At 58.3% G+C, this 17075-nt stretch carries 16 protein-coding genes and 1 pseudogene; 13 read left to right on the forward strand and 4 right to left on the reverse strand.

Annotated features, from left to right (window positions below; translation table 11 throughout):
- The first annotated feature begins 84 nt into the window (after positions 1 to 84).
- From M1D43_RS26300 to M1D43_RS26320, 5 genes are all read left to right on the forward strand, one after another.
- Positions 85 to 465 carry a RidA family protein gene (locus M1D43_RS26300; RefSeq protein ID WP_010968136.1) on the forward strand — a complete coding sequence of 127 codons (381 nt, stop codon included), beginning with the start codon at positions 85 to 87 and terminating at the stop codon, positions 463 to 465.
- A 110-nt stretch (positions 466 to 575) separates the two neighbouring features.
- Positions 576 to 1466 (forward strand): ABC transporter substrate-binding protein, encoded by an 891-nt coding sequence (locus tag M1D43_RS26305; protein ID WP_017276625.1) that lies wholly within the window; start codon positions 576 to 578, stop codon positions 1464 to 1466.
- Between the two features lie 111 nt (positions 1467 to 1577).
- Complete coding sequence (locus tag M1D43_RS26310) at positions 1578 to 2444, forward strand: amino acid ABC transporter permease (RefSeq protein WP_044558330.1); 867 nt, start codon at positions 1578 to 1580, stop codon at positions 2442 to 2444.
- Between the two features lies 1 nt (position 2445).
- Positions 2446 to 3210 carry an amino acid ABC transporter ATP-binding protein gene (locus M1D43_RS26315; protein ID WP_010968133.1) on the forward strand — a complete coding sequence of 255 codons (765 nt, stop codon included), beginning with the start codon at positions 2446 to 2448 and terminating at the stop codon, positions 3208 to 3210.
- Positions 3211 to 3252: 42 nt separating this feature from the next.
- Complete coding sequence (locus M1D43_RS26320; protein ID WP_234835553.1) at positions 3253 to 4488, forward strand: NAD(P)/FAD-dependent oxidoreductase; 1236 nt, start codon at positions 3253 to 3255, stop codon at positions 4486 to 4488.
- A 143-nt stretch (positions 4489 to 4631) separates the two neighbouring features.
- Here the strand turns inward: M1D43_RS26320 and M1D43_RS26325 are convergent.
- Positions 4632 to 4760, reverse strand: a pseudogene (locus tag M1D43_RS26325) (IS3 family transposase); the annotation flags it as partial.
- 304 nt (positions 4761 to 5064) lie between these two features.
- Here M1D43_RS26325 and M1D43_RS26330 point away from each other — a divergent pair.
- Complete coding sequence (locus M1D43_RS26330) at positions 5065 to 5391, forward strand: hypothetical protein (protein WP_026030088.1); 327 nt, start codon at positions 5065 to 5067, stop codon at positions 5389 to 5391.
- Positions 5392 to 5416: 25 nt separating this feature from the next.
- Positions 5417 to 5929 carry a tetratricopeptide repeat protein gene (locus tag M1D43_RS26335; protein WP_026030087.1) on the forward strand — a complete coding sequence of 171 codons (513 nt, stop codon included), beginning with the start codon at positions 5417 to 5419 and terminating at the stop codon, positions 5927 to 5929.
- Positions 5930 to 6434: 505 nt separating this feature from the next.
- On the opposite strand, the gene M1D43_RS26340 is transcribed toward M1D43_RS26335, so the two are convergent.
- The 3 genes from M1D43_RS26340 to M1D43_RS26350 all read right to left on the reverse strand — a co-directional run bounded on the left by M1D43_RS26340 (position 6435) and on the right by M1D43_RS26350 (position 9291).
- Positions 6435 to 7631 (reverse strand): IS256-like element ISRm5 family transposase, encoded by a 1197-nt coding sequence (locus M1D43_RS26340; protein WP_088197378.1) that lies wholly within the window; start codon positions 7629 to 7631, stop codon positions 6435 to 6437.
- Positions 7632 to 7784: 153 nt separating this feature from the next.
- On the reverse strand, positions 7785 to 8225 hold the full coding sequence (locus M1D43_RS26345; RefSeq protein WP_044559005.1) for a hypothetical protein: 441 nt from the start codon (positions 8223 to 8225) through the stop codon (positions 7785 to 7787).
- A gap of 292 nt (positions 8226 to 8517) precedes the next feature.
- Positions 8518 to 9291, reverse strand: coding sequence for a DeoR/GlpR family DNA-binding transcription regulator (locus tag M1D43_RS26350; protein WP_017277645.1), 774 nt, complete (start codon positions 9289 to 9291; stop codon positions 8518 to 8520).
- Between the two features lie 544 nt (positions 9292 to 9835).
- On the opposite strand from M1D43_RS26350, the gene M1D43_RS26355 reads away from it, so the two are divergent.
- The 6 genes from M1D43_RS26355 to M1D43_RS26380 all read left to right on the forward strand — a co-directional run bounded on the left by M1D43_RS26355 (position 9836) and on the right by M1D43_RS26380 (position 17005).
- Positions 9836 to 10348: a TRAP transporter small permease subunit gene (locus M1D43_RS26355; protein WP_017277646.1), complete on the forward strand. Its 513-nt coding sequence runs from the start codon at positions 9836 to 9838 to the stop codon at positions 10346 to 10348.
- Positions 10345 to 11682 (forward strand): TRAP transporter large permease, encoded by a 1338-nt coding sequence (locus M1D43_RS26360; RefSeq protein WP_017277647.1) that lies wholly within the window; start codon positions 10345 to 10347, stop codon positions 11680 to 11682. The genes M1D43_RS26355 and M1D43_RS26360 overlap by 4 nt, the downstream gene beginning before the upstream one ends.
- Positions 11683 to 11720: 38 nt before the next feature.
- Positions 11721 to 12815: a type 2 periplasmic-binding domain-containing protein gene (locus tag M1D43_RS26365; protein WP_017277648.1), complete on the forward strand. Its 1095-nt coding sequence runs from the start codon at positions 11721 to 11723 to the stop codon at positions 12813 to 12815.
- Between the two features lie 117 nt (positions 12816 to 12932).
- Positions 12933 to 14342, forward strand: coding sequence for an NAD(P)/FAD-dependent oxidoreductase (locus tag M1D43_RS26370; RefSeq protein ID WP_017277649.1), 1410 nt, complete (start codon positions 12933 to 12935; stop codon positions 14340 to 14342).
- Positions 14339 to 15568 (forward strand): FAD-dependent oxidoreductase, encoded by a 1230-nt coding sequence (locus M1D43_RS26375; RefSeq protein WP_017277650.1) that lies wholly within the window; start codon positions 14339 to 14341, stop codon positions 15566 to 15568. The genes M1D43_RS26370 and M1D43_RS26375 overlap by 4 nt, the downstream gene beginning before the upstream one ends.
- A gap of 3 nt (positions 15569 to 15571) precedes the next feature.
- Positions 15572 to 17005, forward strand: a complete 1434-nt coding sequence (locus M1D43_RS26380; protein ID WP_017277651.1) for an FGGY family carbohydrate kinase — start codon at positions 15572 to 15574, stop codon at positions 17003 to 17005.
- The last annotated feature ends 70 nt before the right edge of the window (positions 17006 to 17075 follow it).

The following is a 17075-nucleotide window of genomic DNA, read 5'->3' on the forward strand; positions in this document are numbered from 1 at the left end:
AACAGGCCTGGCGTCAGCCTTATTCGAGCCTTCACCCGAAAAGAGAGAGCCTTTGTTCTAAAGGCAATACGCGAGGAGACCATTATGAAAAACCGTATATTCGCCGGTGTTCCGTCGGAGGAAATGGCGGGTTATGCCAAAGCCGTCATAGTCGGCACTACAGTCTATGTCTCCGGCACGACCGGGCGGGACCCGGACACCGGTAACTTTCCCGACAATGCGGCCCAGCAAGCCAGGAACGCGCTCGCCTCTATCGACAAGGCGCTTCGGCAGGCCGGCGGCAGCCTCGCAAATGCCGTTGTCAGCCGGGTGTATGTCGTTGATCAGGCCTGCGCGGCTGACGTTACGGCCGTGCTGGGCGAAGTCTTCCGAGATATTCGGCCCACGAGCACGATGCTCATTTGCGAGATTCCTGCACCAGGCGCAAAGGTCGAGATTGAGATCACTGCATCGCTGGAATGCTGAGGCGTGGGATGAGGTGGAACTCTCGTACGCAATGCGGACGAAAAGGGAAATGCGAGCGACAACGGCCGGTGGCTCGCGAATAGTTTAGGCCACAAAATGGGAGAGCAAATATGAGTGCAGTGAAAGCAAAACGCTACCAGACTGCAGTGGCGGCAACTGCTTGGGTAGCGGTCGGCGTCGTTCTAACAACAGGCGCCGTTCATGCGCAGACGGCCGCGGATATCCTACCTCATATATATAGAGATGCCGGCGTCATCAAACTCGTTACGGATGCAAAATATCCACCATTCCAATCGGTCAACGACGCAGGGGAAATCGTCGGATTCGAAGTCGACCTTTGGAATGCGATTGCTGACCGGCTTAACGTAAAAGTCGATGTTACGTCCGTTTCATTCGACTCCCTCATACCAGGTGTTCAAGCCGGGCGATGGGACATCGCCATGGAAGGCATCACAGACAATGCTGAACGCCAGAAAGTTGTCAGTTTCGTCGACTATGGCTACACGACGTCTTCCGCTTATGTCCTTGAGCAAAAAGGGTCTGAAATAAAAGACCATCTTGGCCTTTGCGGTCTAAAAGGCTCAGCCCAAAGCGGAACAGAATGGGTTGGAATGATCGCCAAGGAAATAGGGGATGCGTGCGTTGCAGCCGGCAAGGACAAGCCTTCCGTTTCCGAATTTGGAACATCAGAAGCGACCTTGCTGTCTCTCTATTCAGGCCGCAGTGATTTCGTTTTGACCTCGGCAGCCCTCGCTGGAGAAATTCAGAAGGTAGCACCGCATCCAGTCAAAGTCATTCCGATGCAAATTCTACCCCGAATGCCGAGTGGCATTGCGTTTCGCAAGGATGAAACAGATCTCGGCGACGCTCTGCTGCTCGCTCTAAAGGAGATCAGGGCGAACGGCGATTACGAGAAGATCTACGCCAAGTGGACTGTCTTGCCAATGGCAATGGAGCATGAGCCTGGCATTAATCTCGCTACCGTACCCCAGACAAAATAACCATCTCGGCCGGTGCCCTCTCACCGGCCGCAGCAAAGTGGCCATTCCTGAGAGACAGCGATCATGTCAAACGATTTAACGCTTGCCCCCACCGCTTCACCGGATCGACCAATGCTAACCTATGTGCCGGCTAGCACTTGGAAAACCCGGTCCGCTGCTACGTTGCTGATCCTCTTAGTCCTCTACTGCGCGACGATGATTGCATCGAATCCCAATTTTGGATGGGATGTAGTCGCGGACTATCTGTTTGACAGTCGCATTCTCTGGGGGCTTTCTCTGACCATATGGCTCACGGTCGTAACAATGGTTATCGGTGTGGTACTTGGAACCATTTTCGCGATCATGGCGATGGCCGATAATGTTGTCATCTCGACAGTCGCCAACGCTTACATTTGGTTCTTTCGCGGCACTCCCGTTTTGGTGCAATTGATTTTCTGGTACAATTTAGGGGCTCTGTTCCCGCAGCTTTCTGTAGGCGTACCGTTCACTTCATTGTGGGTCTCGGTGCCCACCAACACCCTCATATCGCCCGTCACCGCGGCGGTACTCGGGCTTGGGTTGAACGAGGGTGCCTATATGTCCGAAATCATTCGAAGCGGCCTGATGTCGGTCGACCCTGGCCAAAGACAGGCCGCGAAATCCCTGGGCATGACTAATGGGAAAACATTGTGGCGCATTTTGTTACCACAGGCTATGCCCATCATCATACCGCCGACAGGCAATCAGACGATCGGAATGCTCAAGACATCATCCCTCGTTAGCGTGATCTCGCTGGCAGATCTTCTCTATTCTGCCCAAACTATCTATTCGCGTAACTTCCAAACGATACCGTTATTGATCGTCGCATGCATCTGGTATTTGGCCGCGACCACCATCCTGAGTGCAGTTCAGGTTCGCATTGAGCGTCACTTCGCTCGCTCAAGCCAGCGAGCCAATATCACACAACGCCGACGTCTCTTTCGCCAGAAGGCTCGATAACATGTCCCATCCGATGATTGTCTTTGACAGGGTATCGAAAAGTTACGGCAGCATGACTGTCCTCAATGACATCAATCTGGAAATCGCTACCGGTGAGGTCATTAGCCTTATTGGTCCTTCCGGCTCCGGAAAATCGACACTTCTGCGCTGCGTCAACCATCTTGAACGAATCGAGCGGGGCAGCATCACAGTCGATGGGGAATTGATCGGCTACCGACGCGTCGGTAACCTTGCCCATGAGCTTCCGGAGAAGTTGGTTGCCCGCCAGCGTGCTGGGATTGGGATGGTGTTTCAGAACTTCAACCTCTTTGGACACAAAACCGCTCTTGAGAACGTCATTGAGGCGCCGGTTCATGTTCGAGGCCTTGCAAGACGTGATGCCGAAGCGCAGGCAACCGCGCTTTTAGAGCGGGTCGGCTTGGCCGATAAAATGCAAAGCTATCCCCGGATGTTGTCGGGCGGTCAACAGCAACGGGTCGCAATTGCACGCGCATTGGCAATGAAGCCTAAGGTCTTGCTCTTTGATGAACCGACCAGTGCGCTTGACCCCGAACTTGTCGGAGAAGTCCTCGACGTCATGCGTTCTCTGGCAGCCGAAGGTCTGACCATGATGGTGGTGACGCACGAAATGTCTTTTGCTCGAGAGGTGTGCAATCGAATTGCGTTTATGCAGGCTGGCGAGATTGTCGAATGTGGGGCGCCTTCTGAAATATTCGACAAACCCGCTTTCCAGCGCACGCGCTCGTTCCTGTCGAAAGTCCACTAAATGCGAACTCGGCAAGGCATTGGTCCATCTCAAAAGTGGGACTTGATTGTTATCGGCGGCGGTATCGTCGGCTGTTCCACGGCATTCTATGCAGCACGCTTAGGCTTAAGGGTGCTCATCGTCGAGCGTGACACACCCGGTTCAGGCCAATCTGGTCGAAACCTCGGGTTCGTTCGCCAACAGGGGCGGGACTTTCGTGAGCTTCCCCTCGCCATCGCCGCATTACGCCTCTGGAATGACCTTGAAGAGGACCTTGGCCGGAAGGTCGGCTGGCTTCGAGGCGGGAACGTTGTTTTAGCTACTAATGATCGCGAGACCGCGCGCCAAGCCGACTGGCAGTCAAAAGCAAAAGACTTTGGCCTCGATACAATCCTGCTTACATCGGCACAAACCCGCGAAAAACTTCCATTCCTCTCAGATAAAGCTAGCCTCTGCGGCGCAATGTTCACCGCTTCAGACGGGCGCGCCGAACCAGGCCGGACGACGAGAGCTTTTTTTGAGGCCGCAGTAGAGCTAGGCGTTTCTGTCATCTTGGGTGCTCACGTTACGCAGCTTGAGCTGCAAGCCGGAAATGTTCACGGGGTTTGGGTTAACGATAAGCTCTATCGCGCGGACCGGGTTCTTTGTAGCGCCGGGACGGGGAGCGGCAAACTCCTGCGAGGGGTCGGTTATAATTTGCCGCAGGAACGCATTCGGGCGACCGTCGCGCGCACGCTTCCTGCACCCGGCTTAACACTAACATGCTGCATCTCGCTCCCATTCACCGGATTAAGGCAGGATGAGAAGGGGGCATTTATATTCTCGGTCGCTGGTGGCGAATATGACGTACGGCTCGACTCCTGGCGATACCTACACCACTATAGAGAAACCAGAAGAGCCAACCCTGACGCGGCTCGCGTGAATTATTTCGGTCCAATTCTACGGTTCATGTCTTCGCGCATTGCAAGCCCGATAGCAGACATAGCGCCAAGTTCGGAAGGCGCTCGGCCTGCACATTATCGCGTACGACAAGCCCAGGACGAATTGCGTCAGTTTGTGCCCCAGCTTGCCGAACTTGCGATCGAAGCGGTTTGGGCGGGTGTCATTGACGCGCTTCCGGACGTTGTTCCGGTTATGGGTCATGTCCATGAGCGACCAGGTCTGCTCTTAGCAACCGGATTTAGCGGACATGGGTTCGGCTTGGGACCTATGGCTGGCAAAATTATGGCGGGACTTGCCGCAGGTCATTCGGCTTCGGTAGATATATCTGGATTATCACCATCTCGCTTCTCACATTAAGCGGCTCTTCCTTGCTTTGTGTGGTGGCGATTTTGGTTGAGCGGCAGCGTGCGTGCTCTGAGCAGCTACCGGCCAGCTCTGCCATACATTCACGCTTAGGCCGTTAATTAGGCCTTCCGCCTGACCGTTGCTCCACGACAGTGCTGCCGACAGCCGAAGCGCCGAAGCTCGTTGGCGAGGTCACGCAGCTTCTCCCGCTGTTCGACCTCCGGCGGTCGGCGGGACCGATAGCGCACCATCTTCCGGTCGGCGGATGTGATCTGCCAGACCCGCGACATCGCTGGATCGGCGCCGCCGCCGCAGCGGTGCTTGTCGCTGTCGTTGCCGGGGTTGCTGCCCTCGGTATCCCCGCTTGGCTGCAACAGCCTCGCCTCATCAGCAGTGACCGACCTTCGCTTGCCGTGCTGCCTTTCAACAATCTCGGCGGTGACGCGAAATGGGAACGCATAGCGGACGGGTTGACCGAGGACATCATCACCGACCTGTCTCACTCCCGCAACCTTCTCGTTGTCGCTCGTAGCTCTACCGAGCGCTACAAGGGGACAAGATGCGCAAAGCGTTGGCGGGGAGCTTGGAGTGAAGTACCTCCTGCAGGGCAGCCTTCAGGCGAGCGGGGAAAAACTGCGCATTACTGCACAGCTGATCGACGTGACGACAGGTGGTTACATCTGGTCGCAACGCTTTGACAGACAAGCAGAGGACATATTCGAGGTTCAGACCGAGGTAACCGGCAGCATTGCTACCACCCTGGCCGGCTACGATGGTCAACTCTCTGGTGCCGAGCTCGAGATCGTCAGACGAAAGCCACCCGACAATCTAAACGCTTACGAAACCTACTTGCTCGGAGCGGGCAAAGCATCAGGTTACGAGGGAAAGCCTTGCAGAGGCCGAGAGGCTGTTTAAAAAGGCGATCGAACTCGATCCCAGTATGGCGCGGGCCTATGTAGCGCTGACCTATGTCTACGGCTACATGCTCGACTTAGGCATCGCTCCACCCGAAAAGATCCTGCCGAAACATCGTGAGGCTGCGGAGCGCGCCATGGCCCTTGACCCAAATGACGGTGAAACGCACCTAGCCATGGGATCGGCCTACGCTTTTAATGGGGAACCGGAGCGCGCCATGGCCGAGTTCACAAAGCCCGAACAATTGGCTCCCAACAATGCCGACGTCCTCATTCTGATAGCTTGGTACCTGCCGAGCTTCGGCGAATCGCAAAAAGCGGTGGGGCTTGCTGACCGCGCTGTTCTTCTCAATCCCCTTCATCCTGACTGGTACAAGCAAGGCTCGCGAACGTCTACTTCTTTGGAAGGCAGTTCGAGAAGTCTGCAAGATACGCCAGGACGATCAAGGAGCCGTTTGCACTGGACAAGGCGTTCGAAGCGATGTCCCGGGCTTACCTCGGAGAGCAGGAGGAGGCATCCAAAGCGGCCTCTGAAGTGATGAAGCTTGGGCCGGATTGGAATGCCGAACAATATCTCAGCAGCATAGGCGGTTACGCCAAAGCTGAGGCGGAGCTGTTTGTCGAAGGAGCCCGGAAGGCGGGTCTGCAGGCCTGCGTGACCACAAAAGCGGCAGCCGGGCAGCCCAATCTGGTTCGCATGAAGTCGTGCGACGCAGAACGAACCAAGGCCGTCTCAGGCTAGACCAGATTGGGTTTCATCGGCTACCCGCCATCCGATCGCGAGGCGTGCGTCCTGGCACCCACTCTTGCAAGCACGACTACATCGCCCCCGAGACGCGGCTCACCCGGTGTCGCCATTGAAACTTCACCGATGCCCAAGCTGTTTTTGAATGGACCGGCCTGCAAGGCCTGAGGCAGATGTGAAGGACCCGTGATCCGGGCGGGATCGCGGGTGTCGCTGCAGCCATGTTTACGAGGCGTGGCATGCGGCATCACGGGTTGTGTGCGTCAAGTTCTGCAAAATTGGACGGTCATGCGTGCTGGTCATGCGGCTTGACGGAGTGCGAGTTTCTTGTGCTCTCGCAGGTCGTCCATGTTGATGTAGCGATTGGCCTCCATCCAGTTTTCGTGGGTTTCGACGGCGAGGGCGCGGACGAGGCGTAGGCAGCTCTCGGTATTGGGAAAGATGCGCACGACGTAGGTTCTGCGGCGGATTTCCTCGTTGAGGCGTTCCAGCATGTTGGTGCTCTTGAGGTGCTTGTGATGCTGGCGCGGCAGACGAAAGAAGGTCAGCGTCTGCTCGATGGTTTCCTCAACCCAGGAGGTCAGGCGCGGATAGCGGACCGACCATTTTCCCAGCCACGCGGCGAGATCGGCCTTCGCCTCATCAAGGTCGCGGCGATCATAGAGCCATCGAAGCTCCTGCAGGCAATCGTCGCCATGTTTGCGCGGCAGGTGATCGAGGGCGTTCCTGAGGAAATGCACGTAACAGCGCTGCCAGGCAGCTTCCGGGATCACCTCGCCAATTGCCGCGACGAGACCGGCATGGTCGTCGGAGACCACCAGTTCGACGCCCTTCAAACCGCGCCCTTTCAGCCTGACGAGGAAGTCCTTCCAGGCGGAACGGCTTTCACGGCCGGCCATCTCGACCGACAGGATCTGCCGCCGTCCGTCCCAGTCGATGCCGACAGCGATCAACACCGCCTGGCTCATCACCACACCGGCCTCGCGCACCTTCTCATAACGGGCATCGAGAATCAGGTAGGCAAACGGCTCTTGAAGCGAGCGCTCGGCAAAGGCCTTCAGGCTCTCGTCCAGCCGCTTGTTGATCGCCGAGATCGATGACGCCGAGAAGGCATGGCCGCACAGCTCCTCGGTGATCGCCTTGACCTTCCGCGTCGACACCCCTTGCACATACATCTCCGCCAAGGTTGCCACCAGCGCCCGCTCGGAGCGCTGATAGCGTTCGAACAATTCGGTGGAGAAGTGCCCCGAGCGATCCTGCGGCACCCGCAGCTCGAGCTTGCCCACCCGCGTGATCAGCGTGCGGCCATAGTGGCCCGAACGGTAGCCGAGCCGCTCCGGCGTGCGCTCGCCTTTCGCAGCTCCCAGCGCCTCGTCCATCTCCGCTTCCAGCACCTCCTGCATCACCGTGCGGATCACCTCGCGCAGCCCATCGGGGTTCGAAAGCAAAATGTCTTTGACGGCGGCGCTGGCTGTCTTACCTTCAGTCTTGGTCATGGTGGCGTTCCTTCCAGGGAATCAGGTGACGTTCAACATCACCAGCCTGCCATGACCGCCTCTCTCAGTGAATTTGCAGAACCTTCAGCACACTACCCCCACGTCGTGATGCCTAGTTGCGCAAGGGCGCCCCTTGCCTGGTTAGCGGGCCCTTCAGCGAAAGATCAATAGTGCATCCCACAGCATTCCGATCAGGCCAGGGTGTGGTTTTGCCACGTCGCGAACGCGCTCTGCGGCTGCGTCCCCACGCACCGTTACCCCCGAATGACAGCTGCAGACAATATAGTGCAACTGGCAGTCGGTGAATTCAAAGAACCTTTTCGCTTCGCCGTAGCTATCATTCGTCAACCCCTCACCACGCAGCACCGGGTCTTTAAAGGCAATGGTGATCGGGGAGCCGTCTTCTCGCATTTCATCGCGGATGATGTCAGGCTGGTATTCGGTTTCCTGAAGCGTTACGAGGGCCCGATCCGGATCCTGCTCCAAGAGTTCCGCCCATCGCGCAACACGCTCGTCACGTGTCAGGGGGTGGTGGTCGGCATCGCGGTGAATGCCAGCAACAGTATGGAGTTCTTCGCGTGTGTGATGTCTCATCGTCGAATCCTCCGTTCCCACAAATTGCAGGAAAAGTATCGCGCTTTGGACCTTTTTGGGCAAGCCAGTGAGCGGGATCGTGGCCGTCTGCCGCGATGGACAAAGCACCTGCCACGCGCGCATGTTACGCTCGATGAACGGATCGGCCGGGGATGGGGAAGCACAAGTCAATCACCGTCCAAAAGCCCCGTTCAAGCGTGGCGTTTCATCACCAGCAGGGTGCAACGGTAAGGTAGTGAACGGGAGAGAAAATTGCCTGAGACGCTCGACGACGGACAATCACCCATCCCAGTCATTCGGCAATGATCAGTTCGATGCCTGCGGCAGTGAGCGCTTCGACAAGTGCTGCATCGGGTTGATTGTCTGTAACGAGCGAATCGATTGCCGACAGCGGAGCAACCTCGAAGACCCCGCGCCGATTGAATTTGCTGTGATCGACAAGGACAGTGATGCGGTCAGACCGCTCTATCATTGCCTTTGCGACCTCCGCTTCCTGGAGATCGAAGTCCATTATGGAGGTGGCGTCGATAGCGCCGACTGTCAGGATGACGTGGCGCGCACGAAACTTGGCGATCTGTTCAAGCGCGAGCGGCCCGAGGCTTTCTCCTGCGTCCACTCCGTACGCCCCGCCAATTAGGAAGACCTTGTGGCTAGGGTTGCCGGCGACGATTGCCGCGATCCGTGGAGCGTTCGTGATGACGACAAGACCATGAAGTGCGACGAGTGCCTCAGCCATTGCCACGGTCGTACTTCCCGTGTCGATAAAGAGTGAGTCTCCAGATGCAACGAGGCGGCGTGCAGCGCTGGCAATCTTCTTCTTCGCGTCGGCGTTCTGCGCCATGCGCTGTGTGAAGGGATCTTCCGCCTCGATAGCAGCGTTGCCACGGGATGCAATCCGCGCTCCGCCATGGAACTTTCGCAGCTTCCCCATCGCATCGAGCCGGGTCAGATCGCGCCTGACTGTCTCGCGCGAGACGCCAAGCCGGTCAGCAAAATCCTCAACCGTCATCTCGCCCGAATGATCGAGAAGGCGGGATATCTCCTCGTAGCGCTTGGATGGTTGCAAGATGTCTCTCCACGGGAGCGGAGTGCCGCGCCGACTTGCGGCAATGCGGTCACCCGCTTCCGTTGCTTCAATGGCCGGAAATTGTAGGATCGTATGTATGTTCGGTCAACTCTATGTGTGGTCGGTCGCTGAACGGGCAGACGTTTGACCGAACAATTGCTGTATGGGCACAATTCGTCGGAATGTGTCTTTTCTTTGGCAAAAAACAAGCTACAGTGGCTGATGAGGCATTCATCCTCACGATCAAAGTGCATGCTTGCCGGCGCGCGATTGCGCGTCGGCGAGGGTGGAGATTGTATATTCGCCGCAGCCCCCCGCAGTGGCGGCCGCGTCGCAGCGGTCTTCCCCATTTGAGCTCCGGCTTCGACCGACCGGCGAAAGCGTTCAGTTAACGCTGCCGATTGACTGGCAAGTCGGCTTTTGTCCGTACGAGTGCGTAGCGGTTCCGTCTCCATCAAGTTGCTGGTCTCAATTCAGACTTTCTATTGGAAATGGAGCGAATACGTCACCTCGACGGCAACACATGGAAATGCGAGGAGCGTGCATGCGTGGTCTGATCGCTGTCTATGTCAGAGCGACCGAGAAAATCTCCGACTATGTAGGTTATCTGGCGGCGTCGCTGATATTCCTCATGGGCGCTACCCTTCTCTTCGACGCAGTGACGCGAAACCTCGTCAGGATGCCGGTCCACTGGGCAGTGGAGCTCACACAATTCACGCTGGCTGCCTATTATTTCATGGGCGGGCCGATAACGCTCAAGAACAACGAACATATCCGAATGGACCTCTGGTACTCGACGCTGTCGATACGCGGCCGCGCTAAGGTGGATCTTGCGACTGTCGGCTGTCTCATCTTCTATCTCGGCGTTCTGCTGGCCGGCTCGATCTCTAGCCTCATCTACGCGATCCAGACGAGCGAGCGACGCTTTTCCATCTGGAACCCATCCGTCATTCCGATCAAGTCGCTGATGGTGGCCTGTCTCATCCTCATGCTGATGCAGGCAATCGCGCTGGTGTTTAAGCATGTTGCTGCGCTGCGCGGTGAGGAATTGCGATGAGCTACGAAATGATCGCACTCCTCATGTTCGCATCGATGGTGCTGCTGCTCGTAACCGGCCAGCGCGTATTTGGGGCGATCGGCTTTGTAGCATCCGCTGCAGCGCTCCTGCTTTATGGGCCAGGTGCGATCGAGTTGCCATTCAATCAGGTGTTCAAGCTGTTCAATTGGTATGCGATGCTGACCCTGCCAATGTTTATCTACATGGGTTACATCCTGTCGGAGTCAGGGATTGCCGAAGACCTGTACAAGATGCTGCATGTCTGGTTCGGCCGTGTGCGCGGTGGGCTTGCCATCGGCACAATCTTCCTGATGGTCATCATCTCAGCCATGAACGGCCTTTCGGTCGCAGGTATGGCCATCGGCGCGACGATCGCGTTGCCGGAAATGCTGCGGCGTGGCTACGACAAAGTACTGATTTCCGGCGTCGTCCAGGGTGGTTCGTCGCTTGGTATCCTTATCCCACCTTCTGTCGTCATGGTGCTCTACGGCATGATCGCCCGCCAGCCGGTTTCCAAGCTCTGGTTCGCCGGCCTTGTTCCCGGCCTCATCATGGCCGCTCTTTTTGTTCTTTATGTCGTGTTACGCTCGCGGCTCAACCCAAAGCTTGCTCCTACCGTCGCAGACGAAGAACTCGACATGCCGCTGCGCGAGAAACTGGCGCTGGCAAGGGCAGGGATCATTCCCTTCGCGATCTTTTTCTTCATGACCGGCCTTTTTGTCTTCGGCTACACGAGCCTCGTCGAGAGTTCGGCGGTCGGCGCCACTTGTGCGACGCTGGCCGCGGTGCTGAAAGGGCGCTTCACTTGGAATCTGGTGCGCGAGACGTCTATGAAGACGCTCGCGGTCTCGTGCATGTTCCTGTGGCTGATCCTTGCCGCCTTGGCCTTTGGCGCCGTCTTCGATGGCCTCGGCGCGGTGAAAGCGATCGAAAACCTCTTCATCCGTCAGTGGGACCTTTCACCCTGGTCCATCATCATAATGATGCAGATAAGCTTCATCGTAATGGGAATGTTTCTGGATGACACGGCAATGCTGGTGATTGTGGCGCCGCTTTATATCCCGCTGGTCAAAATCCTGGATCTCGGCATTGATAACCAGCTTATATGGTACGGCGTGCTTTATACGATGACCTGCCAGATCGCCTATATCACTCCGCCATTTGGCTACAACCTTTTCCTGATGCGCTCGCTGGCGCCGAAGGAGATCACGCTGGTCGACATCTATCGGTCGATCTGGCCGTTCGCCCTCATCATGGCTGCGACGATCGCGCTAGTCATGACCTTCCCGCAGCTGGCGCTGTGGCTTCCTGAGCACTTGAATGTGAAGGGCTGACCGAACGAAAAAGCCCCAGATAACCAGAGGAGAATAGGATGACAAAGGACACGAAGGTACCAAGTGCATCGCAGCAGATCCTGTCAACCCGTCGACATTTCCTGACAAAGACTGGTCTGGGCGCCAGCGCAGTGGTTGCCGGTTCGACGCTGGCAGCCCCCTATGTTAACGCCCAGAGCGGCCCGATCAAGTGGCGCCTGCAAACCTACTCCGGCGCCCCGCTCGGCGCGCACGTTATCAAACCGCAGATCGACGCCTTCAATGCCGCTGCCAATGGCCAGATGGAGATTGAACTCTTCTACGCAGATCAGCTCGTACCGACAGCTGATCTGTTCCGGGCACTGCAAAGCGGCACGCTCGATGCAGTGCAATCCGACGAGGCGACAATGGCATCCCCGGTCGACATCGCGGTTTTTGGCGGATACTTCCCCTTCGCCACGCGCTACAGCCTCGATGTCCCCGCCTTGTTCAGGTACTACGGCTTGAAGGAGATCTGGGAAGAAGCCTACGGGGAAGTCGAGAACGTCACCTGGCTCTCTACCGGCGCCTGGGATCCGCTGCACATCTTCACCGTCAACAAGCCGATCCGCAGCCTTGCGGATATGCAAGGCCTTCGTGTTTTTGGTGTTCCGACCGCAGGGCGCTTCCTGTCGCGCTACGGCCTGGTCCCGGTAACCATTCCCTGGGACAACGTTGAAGTTGCGATGCAGACGGGGGAACTGGACGGCGTCGCCTGGTGCGGCTTCACCGAAGCCTATGAAGTGGGTTGGGCGGATGTCTGCAAATACGCGCTGGCGAACTCTGTTACAGGCGCTTGGTTCGGCAGCTATTTCGCAAACACACCCAGCTGGCAAAAAGTGCCACCACACCTGCAGGAACTCTTCCGTATTACGATCGACCAGTCGCACTACTACCGCGACGTTTGGTACTGGGGAGGGGAGGCGAAGCTGCGCGTCGAGGGCGAAAAGATGGAGTTGACGGCTCTCCCGGCCGAGGAATGGGCGCAAGTGATCAAGGATTCCGAGGGCTTCTGGGACGAGGTTGCCGCTTCGAGCCCTCGCGCAGGCAAGGTCGTCGGCTCCTTCAAGAAATATGCCGAGACCATGCAGAAGGCCGGCTACCCCTACCGTTGAGGCGCACTCAAAAACCTGGTCCGCCCTGCAATGGGGCGGATCACCATCGCCGCCTCCCGCAATCGCGCTCCAACAGCCATACTGACTGTCTGTCTACAGAGTGGAAGGAGACCCGTGATGCTCCAACGATCCAAGTTCACGACGCAAGATCTTTTCGACGTTGCCGTCATTGGCGCCGGCGTGGTCGGGTGCGCCGTTGCTCGCCGGTTTGCACTTGCCGGAGCCCGGGTAGTCGTCATCGAGAAGGGAGCGGACATTTTATCGGGCGCTTCGAAGGCCAACAGTGCCATCCTGCACACTGGCTTTGATGCACCGGCCGAAAGCCTCGAACTCGAACTCGTTCGCGCAGGCAGGCAGGAATACCTGGAGATCAGGGAAAGCCTCAATCTTCCAATTATCAGGACTGGCGCGCTCGTGTGTGCCTGGACCCCCTCGGAGGCGGAAAAGCTGGAAGCGATCGAGGCGCAAGGGCGCGAAAACAACATCTTCGAATTGAAGTTGCTGACACGCGCCGAGGCGCGCAAATCGATGCCGGCGCTCGCTGAGAGCCTGGTCGCGGCTCTTGAGGTGGAGGGCGAGCACGTCATCGATCCGTGGTCAGCGCCTCTCGCCTACCTCGCGCAGGCCTTGGCGCTTGGGGCTGTCCTACTGCGCGACGCCGAATTGCTGAGCGGCAAGTTCGACGCCGAATGGACGCTGGAGACCACCGCCGGCGCCGTGGTCGCCCGCTCCGTCGTTAATGCAGCAGGCCTGTTCGGCGATGTCGTCGATCAAAGGCTCGGCTTTGAGCCCGAGTTTCAGATCAGGCCGCGCAAGGGACAGTTCGTCGTTCTCGACAAAGCGGCCTTTCGGTTCGTGCCGCGCATCGTGCTGTCGGTTCCAACTGAGGTCACCAAGGGTATCGTGGTGTGCCCGACGGCATTCGGCAACGTTCTCGTTGGACCAACCGCCGAAGAGCAGGATGATCGGGTCCGCGCCACAGTTGCAAAGGATGCGCTGCAGGCGCTGTTGAAGCGTGGCTCGCAGATCGTGCCGGCACTGGCCGACATTCCCGTAACGGGGGTCTATGCTGGGTTGCGACCGGCGACCGAAAAGAAGGCGTATCGCGTTTACACCCGACCGGAACAGCGGGCGATAACGCTCGGCGGCATCCGCTCAACCGGGCTCAGCGCAGCACTTGGCCTGGCGCGCCATGCACTGGCGCTGCACGAGAGATTCGGCGTCGTCTTGTCTCCTCCAGCCAAGGTGCCACAGGTCAGCGTCCCAAGCCTGGCAGAAACACAGGATCGCGACTGGCAGCAGCCGGATCACGGGGAAATCGTCTGCTTTTGCGAACTTGTCACAAAGCGCGAGATCGAGGCTACGTTCGATAGCGCTGTACCTCCGGGCGACTTCGGTGGCCTCAGACGCCGCACGCGCGCCGGGATGGGGCGTTGCCAGGGGTTCTATTGTAATGCGCGTCTGGCCGAGATGACGAAGGGCATGTTCAAGACACCGCTTGCGGTTGCGGAGTTGGAACGATCATGAACGACTTGAATGCGGACGTCATCATCGTTGGTGGCGGACCTGCCGGCGTTGCCGCAGCTCTCGAACTGCGCCGCTGCGGCATTGAGCGTGTAGTGATCCTGGAGCGGGAAAGGTACCTCGGTGGCGCGACCCGTCATTGTAGCCACTCGCCTTTTGGGATGAGGGAATTCGGTCGGATTTACTTCGGAGCCGCCTACGGCAGGCGGCTCGAAAGGCAAGCTAGAATCGCGCAGGTTGATGTCCGCACTGGGCATTCCGTCGTTTCGCTGGGGGATGATGGTGTCGTAACCATTGTAGCCGACAAGGGCACCGCGACACTGTCGGCTCGCCGCATCCTGGTTTCAACCGGCGCGCGCGAGATGCCGCGCTCGGCGAGGCTGGTTTCCGGGGATCGCCCAGTAGGTATCGTCACGACCGGCACACTTCAGTCGTATGTCTCCCTCCATGGCCTCATGCCGTTCAGTCGCCCGTTGATCGTCGGCTCTGAATTGGTGTCACTGTCTGCCGTCCTGACCTGTCTGTCCCATCGGGCGCGACCGGTTGCCGTGATTGAGCCCGAACGGCATGCGATCGCACGTGCACCCTTCAACTGGTTTCCTGCCCTTGTTGGCATCCCGTTCCATTGCGGTGCGGATGTTGTCGATATCCGCGGAACGTCGCGTGTTGAGGCCGCGACAGTTCGGCTGCAGAACGGCGGCACCCAGACCATTTCCTGCGACGGAATTCTGTTCACAGGGCGCTTCACGCCGGAGGCCGCGCTGTTCCTGCAGTCTTCGATCAGAATTGCTTCGGGCAGTGCCGGGCCGGCTGTTGATCAGGACGGCCGTACGGAAAACCCCCTCTATTTCGCCAGCGGCAACGTATTGCGCGCGGTTGAGACCGGCGGCTGGGCGTTCTGCGAAGGTACAGCCGTGGGTGCGGCGATTGCGTCAGATCTAGACCGGCGAGGGGAGGAGGCCGGGTTGCCGGTTGCTCTAACTTTCGATCCGCCGGTGAAACTGGTGGTGCCGCAGATCCTACGACGCATCGAGCTGAATGCGTCCGCCTTCCGCCAATTCCAGCTGCGCTTCAATCGATGCTGTCGCGGTGTCCTATCGCTTGAACTCGATGGGCGCGAGGTGTGGCGAAAGGCGCAACAGTGGATGCCGGAACGACGGGTCCTCGTACCAATCCCGGATGCTGCACACCAAGCGCAGGCAGTCCATTTCCGCTTTCGGGAGGAATAACGAATGCGCGTTGCGGCCATAGACCAGGGCACGACATCGACTCGATGTCTTGTTGTCGAGGACGGCGGCCAAGCCCAGACTGTTGCTGCCATTCGCCACACTCAGTTTCACCCGGCCCCCGGGTGGGTCGAACACGATCCGGAGGAGTTGCTGCGAAACATCGTCACAGTCCTCAAGAAGGGTCGTTCCGCGGACGCCATCGCCATTGCCAACCAGGGAGAGAGCTGCCTTGCGTGGGATGCTGTGACCGGCGAACCTCTGTCGCGTGTCATCGTCTGGCAGGATGCCCGCACGGCGGACGTACTGGCCGAGCTCGACGCTGGCGCAGGCGCGCGCTCGAAGGCAGTATCAGGGCTTCCGCTTGATCCTTACTTCTCTGCAAGCAAACTCGCATGGCTCGTGCGAAACGTACCTGCGGTGAAGTCGGCATTGTCTGCCGGCCGCCTTCGTCTTGGTACAACCGACGCATTCTTTCTCGATCGTTTGTGCGGTAGCTTTTCAACCGACGTCGCAACCGCTTCCCGGACGGGGCTACTGGACCTCGACAGGCAGGTTTGGAGCCCAGAAATGTGCGCACTGCACGGGGTGCCCATCGAATGCCTGCCGCCGATCGCTCCCGTCGACGCGAGTTTCGGTTTCATCGGCGGAACACCGGTAAAGGTCTCCATCGTCGATCAGCAGGCGGCCCTCTATGGGCACGGATGCCGCCGGCCCGGCGACTGCAAGATCACGTTCGGCACCGGTGCCTTCCTCTTGGCGGTTGCCGGTAGCGAACGTCCGTTGGAAGGGGATCTCCTTCCGACCGTTGCCTGGCAGCGACACCATGAAAGGCCCGTCTTTGCTCTTGAGGGTGGCGTCTACGACGCCGGAGCTGCGATCGAGTGGGCTCGCACAATCGGCCTGTTTTCCTCTGTGGAGGAATTGGATGCTTTTGACGGATGCTCGGCGTTGGGTCGGGGAATCGCCTTTGTACCAGCGTTGTCTGGTCTGGCCGCACCGCATTGGGATCGCCACGCGGCACCGGTCTTCATTGGCATGGATCATGCAACAGACCGCAGGGACATGGTGCGTGCCGTGCTTGAGGGTATCGCCATGCTCACCGTCGGATTGATTAACGCTGCCGCTGATGTCATCCATACGGAAGGCGCCATTTCAATCGATGGGGGGCTTTCTCAAAGCACCTATTTTGCTCGGTTCCTTGCATCCGCCTGCGAGCGACGGATCATCGTTCCAGCCACGCATGAACTAACTGCCCTCGGTCTGGCGGAATTGTGCGGCGTAGACACAGCCGCCGCTCGCGTGGCCACTTCGACTTACATTCCTGACGGATCGGTCACGACTTCGCACCATGAGAGGTTTGCCAGAGCTCTCGCATGCGCGCGGGACTGGAGAAGTGCCAGCCGAAAACCGGCCCATCAGGGCTTGGCGGAGCGCTAGCGGCGTTTTGAAGTGTCGCTTGGCATTAACGATAAGATTCCGGCCATTTTTTTCTTGGTTGGCATTTAAT

This window comes from Ensifer sp. R1-3, from assembly GCF_056739175.1.

Bases quoted from the DNA above. Each gene is read 5' to 3' on its own strand.
- M1D43_RS26300 (WP_010968136.1), top strand. From the start codon at position 85: ATGAAAAACCGTATATTCGCCGGTGTTCCGTCGGAGGAAATGGCGGGT.
- M1D43_RS26305 (WP_017276625.1), top strand. From the start codon at position 576: ATGAGTGCAGTGAAAGCAAAACGCTACCAGACTGCAGTGGCGGCAACT.
- M1D43_RS26310 (WP_044558330.1), top strand. From the start codon at position 1,578: ATGCTAACCTATGTGCCGGCTAGCACTTGGAAAACCCGGTCCGCTGCT.
- M1D43_RS26315 (WP_010968133.1), top strand. From the start codon at position 2,446: ATGTCCCATCCGATGATTGTCTTTGACAGGGTATCGAAAAGTTACGGC.
- M1D43_RS26335 (WP_026030087.1), top strand. From the start codon at position 5,417: ATGGCGCGGGCCTATGTAGCGCTGACCTATGTCTACGGCTACATGCTC.
- M1D43_RS26340 (WP_088197378.1), bottom strand. From the start codon at position 7,631: ATGACCAAGACTGAAGGTAAGACAGCCAGCGCCGCCGTCAAAGACATT.
- M1D43_RS26345 (WP_044559005.1), bottom strand. From the start codon at position 8,225: ATGAGACATCACACACGCGAAGAACTCCATACTGTTGCTGGCATTCAC.
- M1D43_RS26355 (WP_017277646.1), top strand. From the start codon at position 9,836: ATGCGTGGTCTGATCGCTGTCTATGTCAGAGCGACCGAGAAAATCTCC.
- M1D43_RS26360 (WP_017277647.1), top strand. From the start codon at position 10,345: ATGAGCTACGAAATGATCGCACTCCTCATGTTCGCATCGATGGTGCTG.
- M1D43_RS26365 (WP_017277648.1), top strand. From the start codon at position 11,721: ATGACAAAGGACACGAAGGTACCAAGTGCATCGCAGCAGATCCTGTCA.
- M1D43_RS26370 (WP_017277649.1), top strand. From the start codon at position 12,933: ATGCTCCAACGATCCAAGTTCACGACGCAAGATCTTTTCGACGTTGCC.
- M1D43_RS26375 (WP_017277650.1), top strand. From the start codon at position 14,339: ATGAACGACTTGAATGCGGACGTCATCATCGTTGGTGGCGGACCTGCC.
- M1D43_RS26380 (WP_017277651.1), top strand. From the start codon at position 15,572: ATGCGCGTTGCGGCCATAGACCAGGGCACGACATCGACTCGATGTCTT.